A 22,282-nucleotide genomic window follows, 5' to 3' on the forward strand; every position below is an offset into this window, starting at 1 on the left:
CTTTCGTCAAAAAACACGATGGTGGTGGAGCATTGCGCGCTTGTCAATGCGAAGAATGGCGAATGGTTATGGATTAATTGCCAGCAGAAGATAGCACATCATAAGGCAAAGGTGCGATGGAGGGTGAGCTGATGCTTAGGACTTTAAAGAGGTTTCCCATCTGATCTGGAGCGGCCAGCCGCTCGACATCGGCTTGTAATTGTTGCTGTTCGGCTAATGATTTGTCGCGGCCTAATTGTCCGGCGCGGTCAAGTAAGCCCATGCTCAATAAAAATTCACCTTGGGTCTGTGTGGCTGTGTTCGACCCTGCATGCTGTGCAATCTGTTGCAGATGATAAAAATCGACATGGCTGGTGATGTCGGCTTCGCCCGGATGGGCAAAAACATCATCAAAATTGTGTTTGAGCATGGCTTGCAGCGTGTCGCCATAGCCTTGGGTGATATGGCCATAATCGATCAGTAGGGCGCTGCCGGTCAATTGCATGATATGTTCGCTGATTTGTTGCATCAGGCTTGCGCGCGCCGGTGCGACCTCAAAGATCGCGCCCTCCGGCGCAGACTGATGATCGGCGGGCAGGAGGCTTGCATCAATGCTATGATTGCTGAGCGTAAAAATAAATGCGCCATTTTCATCCAATGCAATAACACGCTCGTGAAAACGCCCTTGTTTTCTCACATATTGGCGCATCGGCAAAGCATCGAAAAGCTCGTTGGCAACCATAATCAGCGGTTGCTGTTCAAGCGCTTGGAAATCACTCGTCCATGTGATCGGCAGCTTGAAAGGCGCTAAAGTCTGGCGCTGAATGTCCGCCAAGCGCGGGCTGGTTTCCACCATGGTGATGGTTGCCGCTTCAATGAAAGCAGGGTTTAATTGACGGGCCGTGCGCAGCAAATCATTCATCAATGTGCCGCGACCGGGCCCCATTTCACAAAGGATGAAGGCGTCCGGTTTGCCCATTGCCATCCATTGCGACACACACCAAACGCCGATTAATTCGCCGAACATCTGGCTGATTTCGGGCGCTGTGATAAAATCACCCTCGGCGCCGAATGGTTCCTGCACCATGTAATATCCATCCTCGCGGTTTCCAAGGCAGGCGAGCATATATTCGCTGACCGTGATTGGGCCTTGCGCTTCGATGCGGCGTTTCAAACGCTCAGAGAGACTGGATGAGGACATGGTGCTTTATTGTCCGGTTACGGGCGCATGGCTTCAGGCGCTGAAACTTGCGCGCGGATCATTGCCCAAAGACCGAGCAATACCATTGGCACCGACAAAACCATGCCCATGGTGAGCCAGTCACCAGCTAAATAACCAAGCTGTGCATCCGGCTCGCGGAAGAATTCGACGATAATGCGCGAGATGCCGTAGCCGCCAACAAATGCTCCGGCAATGAAGCCTGGCTTTTTGAGCTTTTTGAACCCCCAAACGAGAATGGCGAGAATGATGAAAAGCACAAAACCTTCCAGCGCTGCTTCATAAAGTTGGCTTGGGTGGCGTGGGAGTTCACCGCCATTAGGGAAGTAAAATGCCCAAGGCACATCACTGACACGTCCCCAAAGTTCCGAATTGATGAAATTGGCAATACGCACAACACCAAGACCGACCGGCACACCAGCGGCGATCACGTCGAACATGCTCCAAACGGCAATTTTGCGCGAGCGGGCAAAAAGGATCATTGCGATGGTAGTGCCGAGAATACCGCCATGAAACGACATTCCACCATCCCAGATTGCCGGAATAGCCAGCGGGTTAGCGATATAAAAGCTGAAATTATAAAACAGCACATAGCCGAGACGGCCACCAATCACGATGCCCAATGCTGCCCAGACGACAAAATCATCAAGCATGACCGGTTGAATCGGCGCTTGATTATGCGCCCAGAGCCGATGGTTTTGCAGCAGTTTTTTGCCATACCACCATGCAAATAAAATGCCGATAATATAGCCCAAACCATACCAGTGGATAGCGAGCGGGCCAATCGAGAAAATAACCGGATCAATATCTGGGAAAGCAAGGCTCGAGAGAGGCAGGAGTGGACTGGACATTCATATTCTCCGGAAATCGTGCAAACCTTGCTGTAAATAAATTCGGACTAAATAACATATCTTCAAGTCCTTTGATCCGCTATATAAACGATCTTGGATGGTTTTTTCCAGTGGCAGATTTCAATTCCCCTGCTTGCATCGAAGCTAGATGGCACTTAAATCTGCAAAGAGGCCTATTAATAGTTAAATCAAACGGGCAGCCTGCCTTTTGTGCAAATGACAAGGATGATAGTCATGACCAGCGGATCGAACAGAATTCTGGATGAATTGGCCAAACTCGTGACCGATGCTGCAGGGGCTGCGCAAGGCGTGCGTGGCGAAGTTGAAACGGCGCTGCGCTCGCAGGGTGAGCGCGTTCTCAATGCATTGGATGTGGTGCAGCGTGAAGAATTCGAAATTGTACGTGATCTGGCCATTAAAGCGCGTGCAGAAAATGCAGCTCTGTTGCAGAAAATTGAAGCGCTTGAAGCTCGGTTAACCAAGCTTGGCTCTGATTCATAAGCAGAATTTGCTGCTTTTATCGTTTTTACGCTGTTGAATAAAGTTTTTAACAAGAAATTTATCAACAGGCTGAAAGTGCGAAAATCCCTTGTGATTGAATCCTTTAACGACGGGCGCGACGGCGCCCGTTTTCATGTTTCCACATCCTTTCGTGTCAGTTTTTATAAAAGGGACTAGCGCTCAGAGTCTGCATCAATAGACTGAAAACACTACATGATTCGAAATCAGGATCATGGAGTTCAAGTGGTGGGGGCTACTTGTGGGGCTATATGTAGGTCTGGGCGTTTTTCAGACTGCTTTCCAGAGTCACTGGGTCAGTTTATTTGGCCTGTATTAGTTGCGTATGTGCGTGTGCCCTTGAACGATAAATCGCCTGAGCGGTGATTTCTGGTTCAGCCTATCAATCCGGTTTCTTTGTTTGCGCGAGTGTTTTGCGCTGCAAACAGAGCGAACCAGGTGAGCATCATGTTCGCCGGACTAAAAATGCGCTTATGCGTGCAGGACAGGAAACAGATATGAGCCTTGTGGAGCTTGAATTCGCACGTGAATTACATCCTGTAGATGTGATTGAACATGTCGCTAATTCAAATGAATGGTCTTTTGAACGCACTGGAGACGACGAAATTGCCATTTCTGTCGCTGGAAGCTGGACTGACTATCATATTTCCTTTTCATGGATGGAAGATTACGAGGCGCTGCATCTGGCCTGCGCCTTTGATATTAAAGTGGCGGAACCGCGTGTAAACGAGGTGCTGCGTTTGCTATCACTGATCAACGAGCAGCTTTTGATGGGGCATTTTGATCTGTGGCGACAGGAAGGGGCGATTATGTATCGCCAATCCCTTTTGCTGGCCGGGGGTGCAGAGCCAACCAGCCGTCAGGTGGAAGTGCTGCTTTCCAGCGCAATTGAAGCTTGCGAAACCTATTTTCAAGCCTTCCAGTTTGTTGTCTGGTCGGGTGTTACAGCGCGTGAAGCGATGGAGAGTGTATTGTTTGAAACTGTTGGTCAGGCTTGAAAATTCAAGCCTGACCAACAGTTGGACTTAATAAAAATAGGGAACGGATATGAGTGAGACAAGCGTGATTGCCGATACGATTACATGGGGCGACTTTGAAAAAGTCGATATTCGTGCCGGTACCATTATTGAAGCACTGCCTTTTCCGGAAGCGCGTAAACCTGCCTTCAAACTGAAAATTGATTTTGGTGCCGATATTGGGGTGAAGAAAACATCGGCGCAGATTACCAAACATTACCAGCCGGAAGATCTGGTGGGCAAACAGGTGATGGCGGTGGTGAATTTTCCTTCGCGCCAGATCGGCCCATTTATGTCGGAAGTGCTGACACTCGGCATGCCTGATGAAGCTGGTGATGTGGTGTTGGTGACAACCGACAAGACCGTCCCGAATGGCGGCAGATTATTTTAATCGTTAGGTTGCTGTTGCAATCTTAAGCGGCCGTATGTTGTGAAATAGAGGGAGGGCACTTTTCCCTCTTAAAGATTGCTATTTGTTTTTCCAGCATTTTTTTGTTGAATAAAATCCTCAATATCTTCATTGGAATATCCCAATAACCAACCATCTAACCGGTGCAGATCATCGGAAGTAAACTCACTTAATAGTTTTTAACCAATGGATTTCCAAATAAGTTCACTTATTTTGACGCGCCACTCTTCTCCTTCGAGGTAGTAATATCGCCTTTCTGTTGGTGGTCCGTTCGTACTTTTCGCGCTGTATGTTTTGATTTTTCCTGACTTTACATGTTGATCAAAGCCTTGGTCTGTGGCTGTTTCAGGTAAGTCCAACTCAATTGCAAAGCGAGCCATTGGTTTTAAACTAGCAAGCATTAATTCCAGTTCTTTATAGTTGTGAGGGCCTATCATCTGCGCTCCATTTTTCGCATGTGGCAACTATTCATACATTCCAGTGAACCGCCGCCACCACCACCACCATCACTTGAAGGAACCCATTTGCCTAAGCCATTATTCCAGACTGGCGAACCATATTCTTTGATGAAACAATCAGGATAAAGAGGTAAATCTGTATTGGGAGCCGTATAAACGCCACCAGTCGGTGTGCCGCAATCAATACATGGTTGGACGGGTGTCTCAGCTGCTCTGACAACAGATAAAGATGTTAAAGCTAGAAGCCCAATTATCTAATATAATAAAAAATATTTTGCAAAATTCATGTTTAATTTCCTATTTTTGAGAATTAACATTTTTAAAAATAATTATAAATTACAATAAGTTGCTGGCTTTTATGCCGCTTATTATGCCGGAATTTGAATGACTGCACGCAAGCCCCCGAGCGGGCTGTCATGCAATGTGATGTCACCGCCGTGGCTACGCGCAATATCGCGTGCAATGGCAAGGCCAAGGCCGGTTCCGCCTGCATCCTGATTACGCGCTGCATCAAGACGCACAAACGGCTTAAACACATCTTCGCGGCTTTCTTCCGGAATGCCTGAGCCGTTATCATCAACCGTGATTTCCAAGAAACCATCCTTATGACGAGCCTGTACCTCTACTTTATGCGCGTATCGCAAGGCATTAGAAACGAGATTGGACACCAGTCGGGAGAAATCATTTGGGCGGACTTTTACTTCCGGAGCGCCGTCGATACTGGCTGTTAAATCCTTGCCGCGCAAAGTGCTGTCATGTTTAAGCCGGTCGAACAAGATCTGCAGATCAAGGACAGACGTTTCTTCTGAACCTTCCCCACGCGCAAAAGCCAGATAACCCTCCAGCATGGTTTGCATGTCGGTGATATCCTGATTGAGCGGCTCTGTATCCAGTGAATTTCCAGCTAGAGCCAGCTGCAATTTAAAGCGTGTCAGGATGGTGCGCAGGTCATGGCTGACCCCGCTCAGCATGGCAGTGCGCTGCTCGATCTGGCGCTCGATACGCTCACGCATCTGGATAAAAGCAATACCGGCTTTGCGCACTTCCTCCGCCCCTTGCGGTTTGAAGCCTTCGGGCATGGCGCGGCCCTTACCAAAGCTTTCGGCGGCATCTGCCAGTTGCTGGATTGGCTTGATCTGATTACGCAGGAAGAAAATTGCGATTGTCAGCAGTACCAGCGCTGTGCCGACCATCCATGTGAGGAAAATTCCGGTATTGGAGGCATAGGCTTGAGAGCGCCGTGCAAAAACGCGCAAGACATTATTTTCAAGTTTAATACGAATTTCAACCAGATCGGAATCGCCGACTGTATCAATCCAGAATGGCCGATTGATCTGACGGGTGATTTCTTCGCTCAAAAAATAATCAAGAATGGAAAAGAATGGTTTCGGGCTTGGTGCTGGCAGCGGATCAGGCGGCAAAATGGAAATATTGAGCGCTAAACGCTGCTGGGCGATGCGGATGACATTTTCATAATCGGCTTCTTGCGGATAGGTTTCAAGCAGATCAATGATAGCGGAAATATCGCGCACAACCGCCGTTGAAAGACGCTCGGTGACCATTTGCCAGTGGCGTTCCATGAAGACAAACGCCACTACCGACTGCAACAGCACCATCGGCGCGATGATAATGATCAGCGAGCGCGCATAGAGACCTTTTGGAACCCACGTGCTGAACCAGTGTTTCAGAGCCTTCCAAGGGTGTGTCATGGTCTGAAAGCCTCAGTCGCCAAATTTTATCCCTTTTCGTTCTGATCTTGTTAAATTGTAAAACCGGCAGGCTTATTCGATACTCAGCTTGTAGCCGATGCCGCGCACAGTTTGTAGCCAGATCGGATTGGCCGGATCTTGTTCGATTTTACGGCGCAGGCGGTTGATCTGCACGTCAATAGTGCGCTCACCTACTTCGCCTTCTGTACCTGTCAGTTCGTGGCGCGGTACAGTGTCACCGGCGCGCTCCGCAAAGATTGCCATAATATCGCGTTCACGGTCGGTGAGTTTGATCACCTCGCTGCCTTTTTTTAATTCACGGCGCGGAATGAAGAATGTGTAAGGGCCAAAGACAATTTGCTCGATTTTTGGTTGCAGCGCAGGCGCACCGCGTCGCAGAATATTATTGATGCGCAGTAGCAATTCGCGCGGATCAAACGGTTTTGGCAAATAATCATCGGCACCGGCCGCCAGACCATCAATGCGGCTGTCGGTTTCCGATAATGCTGTCAGCATCAGAATGGGAACGGTTTTTTTCTCACGCAATGAGCGGGTCAGCGAAACGCCAGTTTCGCCCGGCATCATCACATCGAGTATGAGCAGGTCGAAATCAATGCCTTCCAGCTTACGCCGCGCTTCAGCGGCACTCGCAGCCATTGTGACGCGAAAACCGCTGGTAGTCAGAAACTGTGAAAGCAGGCTGCGGATGCGGGTATCATCATCAACAACCAGCAGGTGCGGTGCATCATCTGAGATAAGTTGATCTTCAACGAGCATAGCGCACTCCATATTTTAAATTATCTTTATCAGGTATCAAGATGAGGTAATACCGTTTTTTACAAAGGGACGTTCCGTCACGTTACCATAATCTGCAGGATCAAAACTGTCGATCTGGGCGCGTTGCTCGGAGTTTACCATTTTATAGAGAAAGCGTTCAATAATATGGCGCTCTTCTTCCGAACAATTTTCCAGTGCCTTGGCAATGCGGTGAGACTGGGGCGTTGCCAGCGATAATGTCAAAGTACGGCCCGCCTCAGTCGGGTAAAGTTTCCGGTGACGTCTGTCATGAGCAGCTGTGATTTGCACCACGTGGCCTGTATCAATCAATTGTTTGAGAACCCGTGACAAGCTTTGTTTGGTGATGCGCAACAACTCCAAAAGTTCCGCGACCGTCATGCCGGGTTTACGATTGATGAAGTAAAGTACGCGGTGATGCGCGCGACCAAAGCCGATTTTCTCAAGGATGAGATCCGGATCAGCGGTAAAATCACGATAAGAGAAGAACAAAAGTTCGATAATATCGAGATTGTCTGCCTCACGTGCAGAAAGCGGGGTCTCAACTGAGGCAGTTATGTTTTCAGAATTCACATCATGGCTCCGGTCATACGGTTATGAATATGTCAGTATGTGCAAATGATTTCAATGACGCAGGCCACTCATGCGTGGCTATTCCTGTGAATGGTAAAAACGTTATTCATCCTGTTTTATTATTATGTTACCCGATTGTTAATTACTCATTTTACAAAAATGATAAACAGATTTTATATGTATGTTTGCCAGTAAAGACTGTGGTTAATGCTTTTTTATGAGTAAATGAATCGTAATTTATTTGACATTATTGGCTTTCTGATGATCATCAAGATGCTGGAACCTTGAATCTCATGCAAAACCTTGATGGAAGGATACGTCATGGAAGCTCTTCTGCCTATCGTGTTACAATTAGTTTCAGGTGCAGTTGGTGGCAATATTGCCGGCGCTGTCAAGAATTTGAGTCTCGGTACAACAGGTAATACAGTTGCCGGTGGTATCGGCGGTGTCATTTTGGGACAATTATTGCCGCTGTTGAACAATGGCAGCCTTGATTCTTTTCTGAATGGCACAATCGGGCAACTTGCCGGTGGTGGTGTCGGCGGTATTGTTTTGACCGCAATCATCGGTATGATCAAAAACGCAACCGCCAATAGAGCATAAAAAACATCCGGAGTATGCCGTACTATCGCGGGCGCTCAATGTGATCATTTGAGCCGGAAATGTTTAATAAGGCAGTCTTGGTATTTCGGCTGCCTTATATTCTGTTGGCTATATGTTTGATTTACAACCGGTCATGAAAGTGATCGGTTTTTTTTATGTTTTAATGACTGTTCGATGTCGGTAATGCCTTGTTTGTATTGCAGAGGCGGCATATTTGTGGATATGGCTTTTAAAAATAACGGAGCAGGTTTTGGGGCAACTACAGGCAATAATCATACCGGTGACGGCATTCCAGCAAAACTGTACTTTGCTGTTTGACAGCGAAACCATAAAAGGTGTTGTGATTGATCCCGGTGGCAATGCTGATCGTATTGCTGAAGCTGTTAAAGCCCATAATGTTGATGTGGAAGCCATTTGGCTCACCCACGGGCATCTTGATCATGTCGGCGGGGCGCTTGATCTGAAAGAAGCGCTGAACGTTGATATCATCGGTCCGCATATCGATGATAAAGAGCTGATGGCTAATGTCGAAAGCTCCGCTGCGCGCTATAATTTGCCGGATAAAATGCGCAATCTTGCTTCAGACAAATGGTTGAACGAAGGCGATCATGTGTCGTTTTCCGGTCATGATTTTGAAGTCTTCCATTGTCCGGGGCATTCGCCGGGGCATGTGGTTTTTTATAATAAAGCGGCATCTTTCGCGCTGGTGGGTGACGTGTTGTTTAATGGCTCTGTCGGTCGAACAGATTTACCTGGTGGTGATCATGATGCCCTGATCAGTTCAATTAAAAACAAATTGCTGCCGCTTGGCGATGAGATCGGCTTCTTATGTGGTCATGGGCCGGGCAGCCGATTTGGTGATGAGCGTCGCGGCAATCCATTTCTTGTTTGAGTGCAACAGATAGAAAAAAAGCCCCTGAACGGTGGAGTTCGGGGGCTTTTTTATTGGGTTTAGTTGGCAACGCAGAAATGGTCGGCACCATCATAGCCGCGGTAAGTGCCGGTTTTCGGGTTGAAAGAACGAAACTTCTGCGAACAGTAATTGTACCAGGCTTGTGACCAAGGCTGAGCGCCGCCGCGATATTGCACTGGAGCCGGAGCTGCCGGATAGGCGTTGTAGGCAGGTTGCGGCGGATAATAAACGCGCGGTGGCGGAGGCGGTGCATAGCTTGGGGTGCTTGGCTGGGACAGGGCGCCGACAATGATTGCGCCTGCTGCCAGACCAATGACACCAGCAGCAATCGCATCGCTTCTGTCGCGCTTGCGTGGGCGATCATAGTTCGGGCGCGGTCTGTTCCAGTCATTAGGGCCGCCATTCCAGCCACCATGACGACCACTGTTCCAGCCACCATTGCCACGCCATGAATCGGCGGATGCAGTGCTGATCGGGGCTGCAACGGCTGCTGCTGCGGCAAGGCCTAAAATTGCGGTCCTCAAAAATTTGTTCATTCTGCTTCTCCTTCGGGAGTAAACTTTTGCTGTGAACTCAGGCGGGAGGGACTGAATTCGTGTCACTGCACATTGGCAGCTGATGATGCATTGATAAACAATGCTGCATGAATGGAAGCTGAACGAAATTCAAACGCTCGAATTTGTGCAAAAACGAGCACAGCTATGGTTGAATAACCACCAGCCGAGATGGAGAGGGAATGTAAAAAGAATTATCTTTGCGCGAAAACCTGCTCATAGACTTCACGTATGGAAGCCGCTTCGCGTTGCAGCGGGAAATATTTTTGGGTGTTCAGCAGTGCTGCTTCAGCATGCTCTTTCGCCATTTCAGGCGATGCCAAATAAGGGCGGATCGCTTCTCTTAAAGCATCGCCATCACCTGCTGGCGCAATCGAACCGGTTTTGCCCTCGATAATCATTTCGGCATAGGCACCGGCATTGCTTGCCACGACCGCGGTTTTGGAAGCCATGGCCTCCAATGGCGTGAGACCGAAACCTTCATTGCGCGATGGTGCAACATAAAGTGTAAGACGGCGATACCAAACGCGAATATCGGGCACTTCACCCAAAATCAAAATGCGATCTTGTAGGCCTGCCTCGGCAATGCGTGTTTTCAGGTCGTTTTCAAAGCCTTGATGTTCTGAGGTAGTGCGACCGGTAATGACGGCTGTCCATTGCGGATAATCCGGCAACAGTTTGATCATAGCATCGACAAAAAGGTCGGTGCCCTTTTGATGCCGTACGCGGCCGAAGCAACCAATGGCGTATTTACCGGTCAGGCCGGAAGCCGCAAAATCATCCTCTTGGCCGACAGGCGGATGAAAGCGCTCCAAATCAACACCATGCATAATGACGGTGTGCGGCACTTTCAAAAAGCTGCCCGAACGAGCACTGGTGGCAATCACCGCATTCATCCGGCGGATCAGCCATTTGGTGAAGGGTTTATGATCGCGTTGTGCGGCGGAGGTAAAAACAAGACGTAATTTCATCCGCAGCACATCACGCATGAGGATACCGGCAATCATTTCAATATTGCGTCTTGCATGCCAGATGCGAAACGGACGGTTTTCCGGCTTGCTCCAGAAGGAGAAGATGGCCGTCCATTTCAGATGTGGCAGATCATCAGGCAATCCGGGGCCCATCGTGGCAATATTCAGCCCTTCGCGCTTTTGCAGTGGGATGAGCTGAACAATGGTGGAGGTGACACCGGATAAGCGCTTTTTGAAGTTGGGCGCGATCACTTCTGTTTGCCTGACGGGAACCTGCATCTACTTTTAAGCTCTTAGACGAACTTGAAACTCAGGATTTCATAAGAACGTGAGCCGCCAGGAGCGTTCACTTCGATCGTATCGCCTTCGCCTTTGCCGATCAGCGCGCGTGCAATCGGGGATGAGATGGAAATACGCCCTTGTTTGACGTCCGCTTCCTGATCACCAACGATCTGGTAGATCTTTTCAGCTTCCGTTTCTTCATCAATCAAAGTGATGGTTGCACCAAATTTAATGCGGTCGCCGCTCAATTTGGTGACATCAATAACTTCGGCGCGGGCAATCAGGTCTTCCAGTTCGGAAATGCGGCCTTCATTGTGGCTTTGCGCTTCTTTAGCAGCATGATATTCGGCATTTTCCGAAAGGTCGCCGTGTGCTCTTGCTTCCGAGATGGCCTGGATAATATTCGGACGTTCCACCTGTTGACGGGTGCGCAATTCTTCTTTCAGTTTTTCGAAACCGCCGGGTGTCATCGGAAATTTGTCCATACCCTGTCCTTTCGTGAGCCAAGCAGGCTAAAATTATGCGAGAGGCACATATGCTGACCACTTATAAGTGCCAGTTCTTTATGTGCCAAACGGTTAAACATCATGACGGCAGACAAAAAGAAAACGGTGACCGAAGGCCGATCTTCGGTACCGTCTATTTCTCATCTTTGCGAGAGTATAGCATTTGTTGCAGGCTTTTCACGCGGAAAATAAACTTTTCCCGAAACATTCTCATCTAAAGGCTTTTTTACGGCTTCGGAGAGCTGAAATAAGGCTGTCATGTCAGACATGGCGGTTTGCTATGCTGGCATTATTATCATGTAGACAGACGCTTAAACTTAAATCTCTGCTTGTGGTAGCGGGTTTTGTTTATTTTTACGTTTTTTGCTTTTGAATTTGTAACAGGACTTGCTAATTCACACGGAATTGATAAAGGCATACTACCAATTTTTAGCGGGCAATTGTCAAACAGTTCTTTTTACGGCATTATGGTGTGAGCTGGTTACATTACAATAGTAGTGTAAAACCCTCATGTTTAAATTGGCTGAGCTGTAAATCCAGCCACCGCGTTGGTTTGAAAAATTTAGCTTTAAAGCACTGCTTGGTAAGTTCTACTTAAGTAGAGCTATTGTTTATGCTTGCATTTACAATTATTTTCTAAATATAATCTTTTGTCCGCAATATATTACTAAAATTGATTGTCATCATAAATAATTTTTATTTGACTGTATTTGGACTAATACTAGTTATGGGGGTTCTGTGGGGGCTATAAGGTCTCACCGATGTCGATACTGAATTATGGTTATCGGATAGTGAAGAGGAACTTTAACAATGAATCGCACAAAAGCGTTTTCGAATTTTACACGCCGGGATTTACTCTCGCTGATCGGCGCTACAGCCGGTGGTGCGGTGATGTATCAGGCAATGACAAGTCTTGGTCATGCCGCTGAATCCGGTTATAAGGGACCGGTTAAACTTGACGGTGACCCAAAGGGTGCAACAGTTTTGATTCTGGGAGCAGGTCTTGCAGGTATGACTGCAGCGCTCGAAATGCGTCAGGCTGGTTACAAGGTTAAGATCCTCGAATATAATGATCGTCCGGGCGGTCGTAACTGGACTGTTCATGGTGGTGACAAGTTTACCGAAATTGATGGAACAACCCAGACATGTGAATTCGACAAAGACCAGTACATTAACTTGGGCCCTTGGCGTATTCCTTACCATCACCATGCACTGCTGGATTATTGTAAGCGTCTCGGCGTCAAGCTGGAGCCGTTCCAGCAGCTGAACTACAATGCATTCCTGCATTCAACCGAAGCTTTTGGCGGTAAGCCACAGCGCGTTCGCGATGTGAAGATCGATTTTCAGAGCCATTCTGCGGGTCTGCTTGCAAAAGCAACCAAGAAGGGTGGTCTTGACGATATCGTCACCAAAGAAGATCAGGAAATCCTGCTTGAAGCCATGCGCTCTTGGGGTGTGCTCGATGAAAACTTCGACTATGTGAAGAGCATGCATACCGCAGAATTCCGTGGTTACGATAAAGATCCAGGTGGCGGTGTGGGTGCCAAGCCGGTTCCAAGCGAACCATACAAAATGGAAGAGCTGCTGCGCTCGGGTCTGTGGAAGTTTTTGAGTAATTTCACCAATTACGAATTCCAGACAACCATGTTCCAGCCGGTTGGCGGTATGGGCGTGATCGGTCAAGCATTTGCCAAAGAAGTGGGCGATCTCATCACCTACAAGTGCAAGGTCACCAAGATCCAGCAGAATGATAAGGGCGTAACCGTCACTTATGAAGATGTTGAAAATCCTGGTACTATGAAAGAAGAAAGCGCTGACTGGTGTATCTGCACCATTCCTCTGCCGATTCTTGCCCAGATCGAAACCAATCTCGGCACTGAAATGAAGGCTGCAATTGCCGCTGTTCCATACGTTTCTTCCGTCAAGTTCGGCTTGCAGTTCAAACGCCGTTTCTGGGAAGAAGACGAGCACATTTTCGGTGGTATCAGCTTCACCAATCTGCCGATTCGCCAGATTTCATATCCAAGCACCAATTACAACATGGGTGGCAAGGGCGTTCTGCTCGGTGGTTACACCTGGAATGGTCCAAACTCATACGAGTTCACATCCCTGTCACCTGCTGATCGCGTTGCGAAAGCTGTTGAATATGGTGCAGAAATTCATCCTCAGTACAAGGAAGAATTTGAAAACGGTGTGACATGGGCATGGCATCGCAGCCCGTACACATTAGGTTGTGCCGGTGACTGGACTGATGAAATGCGCGAAGAGCATTATCAGAATCTCTGCAAAATCGACGGTCGCGTTGTGCTTGCAGGCGAGCATTGCTCTTACATCCCTGGCTGGCAGGAAGGTGCGATCCTTTCGTCACTTGATGCAATCACCAGACTTCATGAGCGCGTGATCAAAGGTTAAGGGGTTTCCCTTTAGCTTTTCTTCGGCTCGATGAAAGGAACATTCAAATGAAACATATTTCTCTTATGGTTCGCCCATTGGCGCTGGCTGCTACCGCAGCTGCCATTCTTGGCGTAGCTGCTCCAGCCGCTCTGGCAGATTCTGCCGGTGCTGGTTTGAGCACCAGCAACACTTTTGCAGCCCAGACCGGTCAGGAACTTTATGAAACCGTTTGTCAGGCTTGCCATATGGCAGAGGGCAAAGGTGCAGTAGGTGCAGGCCATTACCCTGCTTTGGCCAAAAATGAAACTTTGGAAGAAGCAAGCTACCCGATCTACGTTCTTTTGAACGGTTTGAAGGGCATGCCGCCAGTTGGCAAGATGATGAATGACGAGCAGATTGCTGCCGTTGTGACATATATCCGTACCAATTTCGGCAACGACTACCAAGAGCCTGTCACAGCTCAGGATGTTGCGGATAACCGTTAATGATAAAACGCAGATGCCGTGTGTATAACACGGCATCTGTTCGTTCCGGCCATTTTCTCGCCACTTTTTATCAAGCTTATCGCAGTGTAAATCGATATAAGGAAATATCCATGAAGAATTTGACAGCTGCTGCAGTTTGCGCTTTAGGCGTTATGCTTTCAGGTCAGGCTTTTGCTCAAGATGTTATTCGTCATAAGACACCGGGTTCAAATTTCCCGATTGCTCAGGCAGTAGAAGTACCGGCTGGAAAGACGACCGTTTACCTGAGCGGTGCCGTTCCGACTGTTGTCGATGAAAAAGCAGACAAGAACACTATTGCTGCTTATGGCGATACAAAATCGCAAACCGAAACTGTTTTCAAGTCAATTGAAAAATCATTGGCTTCGCTTGATCTGAAAATGAGCGATGTTGTCAAAATGCAGGTTTTCCTTGTTGGCGATCCGGAAAAGGACGGCAAGATGGACTTTGCTGGTTTCATGGAAGGTTATACCCAGTTCTTCGGTACCGAAGCGCAGCCTAACCTGCCATCACGTTCAGTTATGCAGGTTGCAGCACTTGCAAGCCCGGCATGGTTGGTTGAAATCGAAGTGACCGCTGTTCGCCCATAATTCTTGATTGACGGTTGGCTGATGATTGATCAGGCGAACTGCTATTCGGATTAAGTGAATAAGCTTGTTGCTTGCACGTGAAGAAAGCCGCTCAAAAGAGCGGCTTTTTTGTTGATTGCAGTTATATATACTGCAACTTCAGCAAGAGTGAACAGGTGATTATATCTACCAAGACTTGCTGAATTGGTTGAACTATGGCTATAGCTGATGGCAGTGAATAGAGTTGCTATTCAGGTCTTTCCAGCTCTTGCAGGTTTTAAAATGTCACGCCTTCAGGCCAATTTCCTTCTTTTGCTCGCCGGTATGATTTGGGGAATGGGGTTTGTTGCCCAGTCCACCGCCATGGCAAGTATCGGACCGTTTATGTTTATTGCGGTACGTTCTGTTATTGCGAGCTTCAGTATTCTGCCGATGGCAATGGCGGAAGGAAAAAGGGTCAGAAAACGTCTTAGCCGTCGTGATTATTTTTTCTTTGCGGCCATTGGGCTTGTGTTATTTATCGGACTTGCCGCCCAGCAAATTGGTTTGCAGACAACATCAGTCACCAATGCCGGTTTCCTGACCGGCCTTTATTTGATTTTGGTGCCGGTTCTGGGCGTGCTGATTTTTCGCGCATGGCCGCATGGTATTATCTGGCCATGTTCTTTAGCGGCATTGGCTGGTATTTATCTTTTGTCGGGTGGCGAGTTAAGCGCATTGAAGCAAGGTGATTGGCTGGTGATGTTCGGTGCGTTTTTCTGGGCGCTGCAGGTGCTGCTGATTGGGCAGGCGAACCGTACCGGACGCCCGATTACCTTAAGCGTGGTGCAATTTGCAACTTGCGGCGTCGTCGGCTTTATTTTTGCCTTTGCATTAGGCGAGGTGGATTGGTCGGCTGTTGGTGCCACATGGAAGCAATTGCTGTTTACCGGTGTGTTTTCATCCGGTGTCGCCTTCACCTTGCAGGCCATTGGGCAGCGTTATACCACGCCGCCACAGGCTGCGATTTTTCTCTCCTCCGAGGCACTTTTTGCCGCATTGTTTGGTGCGATTTTCCTGAGTGAACGTCTGTCTTTTGCGGGGCTCGTCGGTTGCGCATTGATTTTCATCTCAATGCTGGCCGTTGAAATTATACCGATGCTGGTTGCACGAAGACGTCCGATCACCCTCACGCCTTGAAGATGAAGGATGCGCCGAGTGCAATCAGTGCAAAGCCGATCAGATAGTTCCAGCTGAAAGCTTCTTTCAGATAGAACACTGAAAACAGGGCGAAGATAATGAGTGTGATCACTTCCTGAATTGTTTTCAGTTGAGCGGTTGTGTAAACAGTCGATCCGATCCGGTTGGCTGGTACTGCCAGACTATATTCTGCCAGTGCAATACCCCAACTGACGAAAATAACTGTAATGAGCGAGGCTTGCGGAAATTTTAAGTGACCGTACCACGCGGTGGTCATAAAAACATTGGATATGACAAGCAGAACAATGGGAAGGATTGCAGGAGAGGTGAGAAACGCCATTTCAGTTTATCCCGAAGAAACGTCAGGTCTGATGAGACCGGTATGGATATGTTTTGCAGTGATGTCAGTTTTGCTGGTGGCAGGTTGCACACAGCACAACAGAGCCGGTGATCCGTTGCGCGTGATGCCTAAAGAAACCGTGCGTGTGAATGAAGCCGCGCCATTTCGTCATGCAGCAGCAACCGCTGAGCCGGATATTCTGGGTCTGGCAGAAGAGCAGGATATTGAAAGTCTCAGACTATCGCGCTGCCAGACCCATAATTCTTGTAAATAGTGCTTTATCTGTATGGCTCAGGCGTTTGCAGGGTCATCGCCGACAGGTGTCGGTTTGCCATCACTATCCAATGCCACCATGACAAATTCACCATGTGTAACCAGATCCATCTGCTGTGACAAATAACGTTGTGCCCATGTTTCAACCTTGAGCGTAACCGATGTGCGTCCGACTTTAACGATGTCTGTATAGATGCATAAAGTGTCACCAACCTTGACGGGTTTGGCAAAAGACATTTCGCGCACTGCTGCGGTAACAACACGTCCGCCTGCACGTTCTGCGGCACGAATACCGCAAGCCAAGTCCATTTGTGCCATAACCCAACCGCCGAAAATATCGCCAGCAGCATTTGCATCGCACGGCATGGCCTGAGTTCTTATGGTCAATATGCCTTTTGGGGTGGCAGTTTCAGTCATTTTGCACTCCGGATAATTAAATCATGTGGTGATGGATTTAAGCCTTAATGAAGACAATTCCCACTTCTATTTTTATCTCATATGATAAAGTGCTGATGACGAGGGAACGGAGAAGCCCTTTCATGCGTTATCCATTTATAGCTTGAACAGGAGCTGCCCCATGAAAACTCTATTAAGAACTGCTTTTCTTGCAGTTGGTCTACTTGCAGCAGGTGCTGCGCAGGCAGCCAATGCAATTGTTACGGCTGATTTAAATGTACGTACCGGACCGGGTACTAAATACCGGACATTGGGTGCGATCCCCAATGGCGCACGCGTGGATGTTAACGGCTGTACCAGTGGTTATGGCTGGTGTCAGGTGCGTTATGGCGGGTTGCATGGTTGGGCGTCATCGCGTTATTTGGCAACACGTGTTGGCTCATCGGGCAATTACCAGTCGAATAATTTTTCCAATAATGCAGCAGCGATCGGAATTCCGCTGATTGCAGGTGTAGTCATTGGTTCGGCGATCAATAGTCGTAATGACCGTTATTACCGTGATCGTTATTATGATCGTCCGAATTGGAACCGTCCGCATCGTCCAAATCGTCCGAATTGGAATCATAATCGTCCCGGGCGTCCGAACTGGGACAGGCCAAACAGACCAAACCGCCCGCATTGGCAAAAACCGGGGCGTCCGCATGGTAATCACGCTCGTCCGCGCCCGCATCGCTCCAACTGATTTTTGCTTGGTTTGATCCGGATGTTCTGGTAATGTACTATATAGGCTAAGGGCATGGGGCAATTTCGCGTCATGCTCTTTTCTTTCCTCAGCGAGATCGCCATATTAGCATCATGACCTCTTCAAAAGACAAGCCACCGTTTCCTGAACAGGACACTGAAAACAGTGTTTCAGGTTTTGCCGAAGCACCGCAGCCATCATTGTCAGGTGCGCCATTCAGCGCGTCGATTTCTGATTGGGTAAAGGAAATCAGTGATGCAGCCGAGCAGGATGCGGTTGCAAAGCCTGTGAAGAAAGCGACTAAAAAGCCGGCGAAGAAGGCCGATAATACCAAGATTAATTCAGCGCGGACATCGCGCGGGACCTCAATCGGTACGGCCGCAACAGCCAAAGAGCGTGCGGCTGCGGGGCTCAATCCGGTTTCGGGGCTTGATGTGGCACTGGAAGATGCCGATAAGATCGCAACTTCAGGTGCCACCGCAACCGTGCAGGCATTGTCTGACTTGATTGAGTCCGGTAACCCGTTGTTTAAAAACGGTGAATTATGGACACCACACCGACCTGTCAGACCTGCGAAGTCTGAAGGTGGTCTGGCGATCAAGCTGGAGACCGAATTCACTCCTTCCGGTGATCAGCCGACAGCGATCAAAGATTTGGTTGCAGGCTTGCAGGATGGTGATCGCACGCAGGTGCTGCTTGGTGTGACGGGTTCGGGTAAAACTTTCACCATGGCGCAGGTTATTCAAGAAACGCAGCGGCCGGCGCTCATTTTAGCGCCGAACAAGACATTGGCTGCCCAGCTTTATGGTGAGTTCAAAAGCTTCTTCCCGAATAATGCGGTCGAATATTTCGTATCCTATTATGATTATTATCAGCCGGAAGCCTATGTGCCGCGCTCTGATACATTTATTGAAAAGGAATCATCGATCAACGAGCAGATCGACCGGATGCGCCATGCGGCGACCCGTTCGCTGCTGGAACGCGATGACTGTATTATCGTTGCGTCGGTTTCTTGTATTTACGGTATCGGCTCGGTTGAAACCTATACCGCAATGACTTTCGAGATGAAGATTGGTGACAGGCTGGATCAACGCCAATTGCTTGCCGATCTGGTCGCCCAGCAATATAAACGGCAGGATATCAATTTTGTCCGTGGTTCTTTTCGTGTGCGCGGCGATACGATTGAAATTTTTCCTGCCCACTTGGAAGACAGCGCTTGGCGTATTTCGATGTTCGGCGACGAGATTGAAACCATTACCGAATTTGACCCGCTGACCGGGCAAAAAACCGGCGACCTGCAATCGGTCAAAATTTATGCAAATTCGCACTATGTAACGCCGCGGCCAACACTTAATCAGGCGATTAAATCGATCAAATCAGAACTGCATGATCGTTTGGAAGAACTGACGAGAGCAGGGCGATTGCTGGAAGCGCAGCGCTTGGAGCAGCGCACCACTTTTGATCTGGAAATGCTGGAAGCAACCGGCGTTTGTGCGGGAATTGAAAACTATTCCCGTTACTTGACGGGTCGCAAACCAGGAGAGCCGCCTCCGACCTTGTTTGAATATATTCCGGATAATGCGCTTGTCTTTATTGATGAAAGCCATGTGACCATTCCGCAAATCGGCGGCATGTATCGAGGTGACTTCAGACGTAAAGCGACATTGGCAGAATATGGTTTCCGGCTGCCATCTTGTTTGGATAACCGCCCGTTACGGTTTGAAGAATGGGATGCAATGCGCCCGCAAACTGTGGCTGTTTCGGCAACGCCTGGTAAATGGGAAATGGAGGAGGCGGGCGGTGTCTTCGCCGAGCAGGTCATTCGTCCGACCGGTCTGATTGATCCGCCAGTGGAAGTGCGTCCGGCAAAAAGTCAGGTTGACGATGTACTGGGCGAAATTCGCGCAACCGCCAAGCAAGGCTACCGTACATTGGTGACAGTACTCACCAAGCGTATGGCTGAAGATCTGACCGAATATCTGCATGAGCAGGGTGTGCGCGTTCGCTATATGCACTCCGATATTGATACGCTTGAACGTATCGAGATCATTCGTGACTTACGTCTTGGTGCTTTCGATGTGCTGATCGGTATCAACTTGCTGCGTGAAGGTCTCGACATTCCCGAATGTGGCTTTGTGGCTATTCTGGATGCCGACAAGGAAGGCTTCCTGCGCTCTGAAACATCGCTTGTCCAGACTATCGGCCGTGCGGCGCGTAACGTTGACGGCAAGGTCATTCTTTATGCGGACAAGATCACCGGCTCGATGAGCCGTGCGATGGAAGAAACGACGCGCCGTCGTGCCAAGCAGGTGGCTTATAACGAAGCCAACGGCATCACACCGGCCAGTGTGCGTAAGAATATTACTGATATTCTCAATTCCGTTTACGAGCAGGATCACGTACGTGCCAATCTTTCCGGCTTTGCCGAAGAAGGAGCTTTGGTCGGCAACAATCTGGCAGCGCATATGGAGCATTTGGAAAAAGAAATGCGGACGGCGGCGTCTGATCTTGACTTTGAAACAGCGGCGCGCCTGCGTGATGAGTTGAAACGCCTGCGCGAGACCGAACTGGCGATTTCAGATGATCCGATGGCGCGTGAAGTGGAACTGGAAAGTCCGGTGACGGGGCGCACCAAAGGACGCCACAATGCCGGGCGCAAACTACACCGCACCGTTGATGATGTACCTGAAAAGAGTTTGTTCCAAAAGCCGTCACTTGATGATATGGGGCCGGGCACCGACACTGCCAAACCGCGTCATACGGGTGCAGTACCGGTTGATGACGGAGAATTTATCAAACGTGGCCGCATTGGTATAGGCTCTTATGAAGATGCGGGCGAAATGGCACGTAAAAAACGTCGTCCGGGTAAAACTGGCAGGCCGGGTCGTTAAAGTTGTTCAGTTTGCGGCATTAAAAAAGGAGGGCATTGCCCTCCTTTTTACTTTTCATTTTTTAAAGCTCAGGCCGTTTCTCATTCCACATTTTTTGGCGCAAGGAACGATCTTTCCGGATCACTTCATTGAGTTTGTCCGGCCCGAGTTCTTCCATCATATTTTTGTTGCCATTGAACAAAGAGCGACCGACACCGGCACGGCCATCGGGCAGGTTCATACCTAACAGTTCAAGAATGGTCGGGAAAAGATCAAACATTGCAGCTTCACGCTTGATGACGCGCGGTTCGATACCGTCACCTACAACAGTAAAGTAGTCCATACGGTTGAATTGATTAAGCTCATCAGAATGCGGATTATCCATGATCAGATGATCATTATGTACCACAACGATGGTGTTTTCGAGCAAGCCTTTGGCGCGCAGTGTCTCGATGGTTTTCTGGATGTGATAGCCGGAGCATTTAATGGCAAATTGCATGCCGCTTAAATTGCCTTGCTCTATATTTTTCTTACAGGTGCGGGTTGGAAAACCGCTTGAAGCATGGCCCCCAATGGTCGCCATGAAAAATGCAAAAGGTTGTTCTTCCTGATGCAATTCTTCGATGCGTTTTTCTGCAAGATCCAGCAATGTGTCATCATAAAGACCCCAATAGCTGGTATAGTCGCCTGCGAGCTTTTCATAATTATCAAAATGGGTTGTGCGGTTGAAATGGTGATCGTCCAGATAAGCGCCAAGACCGGCAAAGTTGCGACCGCCGCCATTCATATATTCGGTATGATAACCATTGGCGCTTAAAATATCCGGCAGACAGTAAATACCGGTGAAGAAATCTTTATGACGCGAAAAATTATTGCCGCGATAAAGGCCACGCGGTTGCAATGGTACACCACATTGTGACGTCATGAAACCGGCCATTGTCCAGCCGGTATTGGTAACCTGGCGCAAACCCTGTGCTTCTATACCTGTCGCAGCCAACTCTAAAAATTCGGCGAATATCTCCTCGCCGTGTTCAATTTCGGCAAAGGTACGCTCTGTGCTTTCGGCATAAATAATGATGATGTTCTTCTTGTTAACGCCGTTCGCAAATTGCAAAGGTGGCTGCACATAATTTTCAAAGAGTGTCTGGTCTTTTCTGCCATAGTAGAAATCATAAACATTCCAGAAAAACGGATTGAGTATCAACAATATGACCGCGATAAGCGGATCCAATGTTTTGAAACGTTTATCATGGCGTTTGAAAAACAACATCGGAATGAGAAAGCTGAGAAAAGACAGCACAAGGAAGACAACTCTGTTGCCCTGTACTGTTGGCCTGCCGCCATCAACACCCATTTCCATGTGATAGAGCACGGCGCCGAAATCAAAATCGCCAAAAATGAGAAAAATGCCCATATAGGCTGTCATCAGCAGAAGCGGAATGAAGCTCCACAACAGATAATATCTTTTATTGATATTTCTGTCGTCATTGAACGGGATCAGGCGTGAAATAATGATAGCGCCAATAAAGTATAGAACAGTTTCAATATTCCCAAGATCAAAATATTTTCCCAAAGAATAAAGAAGCGAGACCATCAGGAAAAAAGAGGCGAGACGTTTCTTTTCGATCATTCTTATGCCTGTCAAAGTTCATTTTATTA

24 protein-coding genes are annotated in these 22,282 nt (G+C 48.4%); 12 read left to right on the forward strand and 12 right to left on the reverse strand.

The features are described 5' to 3' along the window. Nucleotides 1-73: 73 nt before the first annotated feature. Both ACI0FR_RS08750 and lgt read right to left on the reverse strand, forming a co-directional pair. Entirely contained in the window at nucleotides 74-1,180 is a 1,107-nt protein-coding gene (locus ACI0FR_RS08750) for a class I SAM-dependent methyltransferase (RefSeq protein WP_404906093.1), read from the reverse strand. 17 nt (nucleotides 1,181-1,197) lie between these two features. Beyond that, nucleotides 1,198-2,049, reverse strand: a complete 852-nt coding sequence (gene lgt, locus ACI0FR_RS08755) for a prolipoprotein diacylglyceryl transferase (RefSeq protein ID WP_404906092.1) — start codon at nucleotides 2,047-2,049, stop codon at nucleotides 1,198-1,200. A 234-nt stretch (nucleotides 2,050-2,283) separates the two neighbouring features. On the opposite strand from lgt, the gene ACI0FR_RS08760 reads away from it, so the two are divergent. From ACI0FR_RS08760 to ACI0FR_RS08770, 3 genes are all read left to right on the forward strand, one after another. Then, nucleotides 2,284-2,550 (forward strand): accessory factor UbiK family protein, encoded by a 267-nt coding sequence (locus ACI0FR_RS08760; protein WP_374831592.1) that lies wholly within the window; start codon nucleotides 2,284-2,286, stop codon nucleotides 2,548-2,550. 515 nt (nucleotides 2,551-3,065) lie between these two features. Then, nucleotides 3,066-3,566, forward strand: a complete 501-nt coding sequence (locus tag ACI0FR_RS08765) for a type III secretion system chaperone family protein (RefSeq protein WP_184219647.1) — start codon at nucleotides 3,066-3,068, stop codon at nucleotides 3,564-3,566. 49 nt (nucleotides 3,567-3,615) lie between these two features. Next, on the forward strand, nucleotides 3,616-3,975 hold the full coding sequence (locus tag ACI0FR_RS08770; protein WP_374831594.1) for a tRNA-binding protein: 360 nt from the start codon (nucleotides 3,616-3,618) through the stop codon (nucleotides 3,973-3,975). A gap of 197 nt (nucleotides 3,976-4,172) precedes the next feature. On the opposite strand, the gene ACI0FR_RS08775 is transcribed toward ACI0FR_RS08770, so the two are convergent. From ACI0FR_RS08775 to ACI0FR_RS08790, 4 genes are all read right to left on the reverse strand, one after another. Further along, entirely contained in the window at nucleotides 4,173-4,430 is a 258-nt protein-coding gene (locus tag ACI0FR_RS08775; RefSeq protein WP_404906091.1) for a hypothetical protein, read from the reverse strand. A 389-nt stretch (nucleotides 4,431-4,819) separates the two neighbouring features. Then, a complete protein-coding gene (locus tag ACI0FR_RS08780; protein WP_374831596.1) occupies nucleotides 4,820-6,160 on the reverse strand; it encodes an ATP-binding protein in 1,341 nt (446 codons plus the stop codon). 72 nt (nucleotides 6,161-6,232) lie between these two features. Further along, the gene (locus tag ACI0FR_RS08785; protein ID WP_374831598.1) at nucleotides 6,233-6,937 is read right to left on the reverse strand and encodes a response regulator; all 705 of its coding nucleotides are present in this window, start codon (nucleotides 6,935-6,937) and stop codon (nucleotides 6,233-6,235) included. Between the two features lie 36 nt (nucleotides 6,938-6,973). Further along, on the reverse strand, nucleotides 6,974-7,528 hold the full coding sequence (locus tag ACI0FR_RS08790) for a MarR family winged helix-turn-helix transcriptional regulator (protein ID WP_374831600.1): 555 nt from the start codon (nucleotides 7,526-7,528) through the stop codon (nucleotides 6,974-6,976). 321 nt (nucleotides 7,529-7,849) lie between these two features. On the opposite strand from ACI0FR_RS08790, the gene ACI0FR_RS08795 reads away from it, so the two are divergent. Together ACI0FR_RS08795 and ACI0FR_RS08800 are read left to right on the forward strand one after the other, a co-directional pair. Further along, entirely contained in the window at nucleotides 7,850-8,131 is a 282-nt protein-coding gene (locus tag ACI0FR_RS08795) for a hypothetical protein (RefSeq protein WP_374831602.1), read from the forward strand. A gap of 250 nt (nucleotides 8,132-8,381) precedes the next feature. Further along, nucleotides 8,382-9,023 (forward strand): MBL fold metallo-hydrolase, encoded by a 642-nt coding sequence (locus ACI0FR_RS08800; protein ID WP_404906090.1) that lies wholly within the window; start codon nucleotides 8,382-8,384, stop codon nucleotides 9,021-9,023. 59 nt (nucleotides 9,024-9,082) lie between these two features. Here ACI0FR_RS08800 and ACI0FR_RS08805 read toward each other — a convergent pair whose 3' ends face one another. From ACI0FR_RS08805 to greA, 3 genes are all read right to left on the reverse strand, one after another. After that, nucleotides 9,083-9,580, reverse strand: a complete 498-nt coding sequence (locus ACI0FR_RS08805) for a BA14K family protein (protein WP_404906089.1) — start codon at nucleotides 9,578-9,580, stop codon at nucleotides 9,083-9,085. A 212-nt stretch (nucleotides 9,581-9,792) separates the two neighbouring features. Further along, on the reverse strand, nucleotides 9,793-10,848 hold the full coding sequence (locus ACI0FR_RS08810; RefSeq protein ID WP_404906088.1) for a glycosyltransferase family 4 protein: 1,056 nt from the start codon (nucleotides 10,846-10,848) through the stop codon (nucleotides 9,793-9,795). 14 nt (nucleotides 10,849-10,862) lie between these two features. Continuing rightward, nucleotides 10,863-11,336 carry a transcription elongation factor GreA gene (gene greA, locus ACI0FR_RS08815; protein WP_374831610.1) on the reverse strand — a complete coding sequence of 158 codons (474 nt, stop codon included), beginning with the start codon at nucleotides 11,334-11,336 and terminating at the stop codon, nucleotides 10,863-10,865. Between the two features lie 831 nt (nucleotides 11,337-12,167). On the opposite strand from greA, the gene ACI0FR_RS08820 reads away from it, so the two are divergent. The 4 genes from ACI0FR_RS08820 to ACI0FR_RS08835 all read left to right on the forward strand — a co-directional run bounded on the left by ACI0FR_RS08820 (nucleotide 12,168) and on the right by ACI0FR_RS08835 (nucleotide 16,002). Beyond that, nucleotides 12,168-13,769 (forward strand): flavin monoamine oxidase family protein, encoded by a 1,602-nt coding sequence (locus ACI0FR_RS08820; RefSeq protein WP_374831614.1) that lies wholly within the window; start codon nucleotides 12,168-12,170, stop codon nucleotides 13,767-13,769. Nucleotides 13,770-13,816: 47 nt separating this feature from the next. Next, the gene (locus ACI0FR_RS08825; RefSeq protein ID WP_374831616.1) at nucleotides 13,817-14,236 is read left to right on the forward strand and encodes a c-type cytochrome; all 420 of its coding nucleotides are present in this window, start codon (nucleotides 13,817-13,819) and stop codon (nucleotides 14,234-14,236) included. 110 nt (nucleotides 14,237-14,346) lie between these two features. Next, on the forward strand, nucleotides 14,347-14,844 hold the full coding sequence (locus ACI0FR_RS08830) for a RidA family protein (RefSeq protein WP_374831618.1): 498 nt from the start codon (nucleotides 14,347-14,349) through the stop codon (nucleotides 14,842-14,844). Between the two features lie 261 nt (nucleotides 14,845-15,105). Further along, nucleotides 15,106-16,002, forward strand: a complete 897-nt coding sequence (locus tag ACI0FR_RS08835) for a DMT family transporter (RefSeq protein ID WP_404906182.1) — start codon at nucleotides 15,106-15,108, stop codon at nucleotides 16,000-16,002. Here the strand turns inward: ACI0FR_RS08835 and ACI0FR_RS08840 are convergent. Continuing rightward, nucleotides 15,992-16,342 carry a DMT family protein gene (locus tag ACI0FR_RS08840; protein WP_374831620.1) on the reverse strand — a complete coding sequence of 117 codons (351 nt, stop codon included), beginning with the start codon at nucleotides 16,340-16,342 and terminating at the stop codon, nucleotides 15,992-15,994. The genes ACI0FR_RS08835 and ACI0FR_RS08840 overlap by 11 nt on opposite strands. A 58-nt stretch (nucleotides 16,343-16,400) precedes the next feature. On the opposite strand from ACI0FR_RS08840, the gene ACI0FR_RS08845 reads away from it, so the two are divergent. After that, nucleotides 16,401-16,616 carry a hypothetical protein gene (locus ACI0FR_RS08845; RefSeq protein WP_461667936.1) on the forward strand — a complete coding sequence of 72 codons (216 nt, stop codon included), beginning with the start codon at nucleotides 16,401-16,403 and terminating at the stop codon, nucleotides 16,614-16,616. A gap of 17 nt (nucleotides 16,617-16,633) precedes the next feature. Here the strand turns inward: ACI0FR_RS08845 and ACI0FR_RS08850 are convergent, their stop codons facing one another. Further along, nucleotides 16,634-17,032, reverse strand: a complete 399-nt coding sequence (locus ACI0FR_RS08850) for an acyl-CoA thioesterase (RefSeq protein WP_374831624.1) — start codon at nucleotides 17,030-17,032, stop codon at nucleotides 16,634-16,636. Between the two features lie 160 nt (nucleotides 17,033-17,192). Between ACI0FR_RS08850 and ACI0FR_RS08855 the strand changes: the two genes are divergently transcribed. Both ACI0FR_RS08855 and uvrB read left to right on the forward strand, forming a co-directional pair. After that, the gene (locus ACI0FR_RS08855) at nucleotides 17,193-17,753 is read left to right on the forward strand and encodes an SH3 domain-containing protein (protein ID WP_374831626.1); all 561 of its coding nucleotides are present in this window, start codon (nucleotides 17,193-17,195) and stop codon (nucleotides 17,751-17,753) included. Nucleotides 17,754-17,866: 113 nt separating this feature from the next. Next, nucleotides 17,867-20,644: an excinuclease ABC subunit UvrB gene (gene uvrB / locus ACI0FR_RS08860; RefSeq protein WP_374831628.1), complete on the forward strand. Its 2,778-nt coding sequence runs from the start codon at nucleotides 17,867-17,869 to the stop codon at nucleotides 20,642-20,644. 61 nt (nucleotides 20,645-20,705) lie between these two features. On the opposite strand, the gene ACI0FR_RS08865 is transcribed toward uvrB, so the two are convergent. Then, on the reverse strand, nucleotides 20,706-22,253 hold the full coding sequence (locus ACI0FR_RS08865) for a sulfatase-like hydrolase/transferase (RefSeq protein WP_404906087.1): 1,548 nt from the start codon (nucleotides 22,251-22,253) through the stop codon (nucleotides 20,706-20,708). Nucleotides 22,254-22,282: the final 29 nt, after the last annotated feature.

It is taken from the genome of Paenochrobactrum sp. BZR 201-1 (genome assembly GCF_044987585.2).
Taxonomy (GTDB): Bacteria; Pseudomonadota; Alphaproteobacteria; order Rhizobiales; family Rhizobiaceae; genus Paenochrobactrum; species Paenochrobactrum pullorum.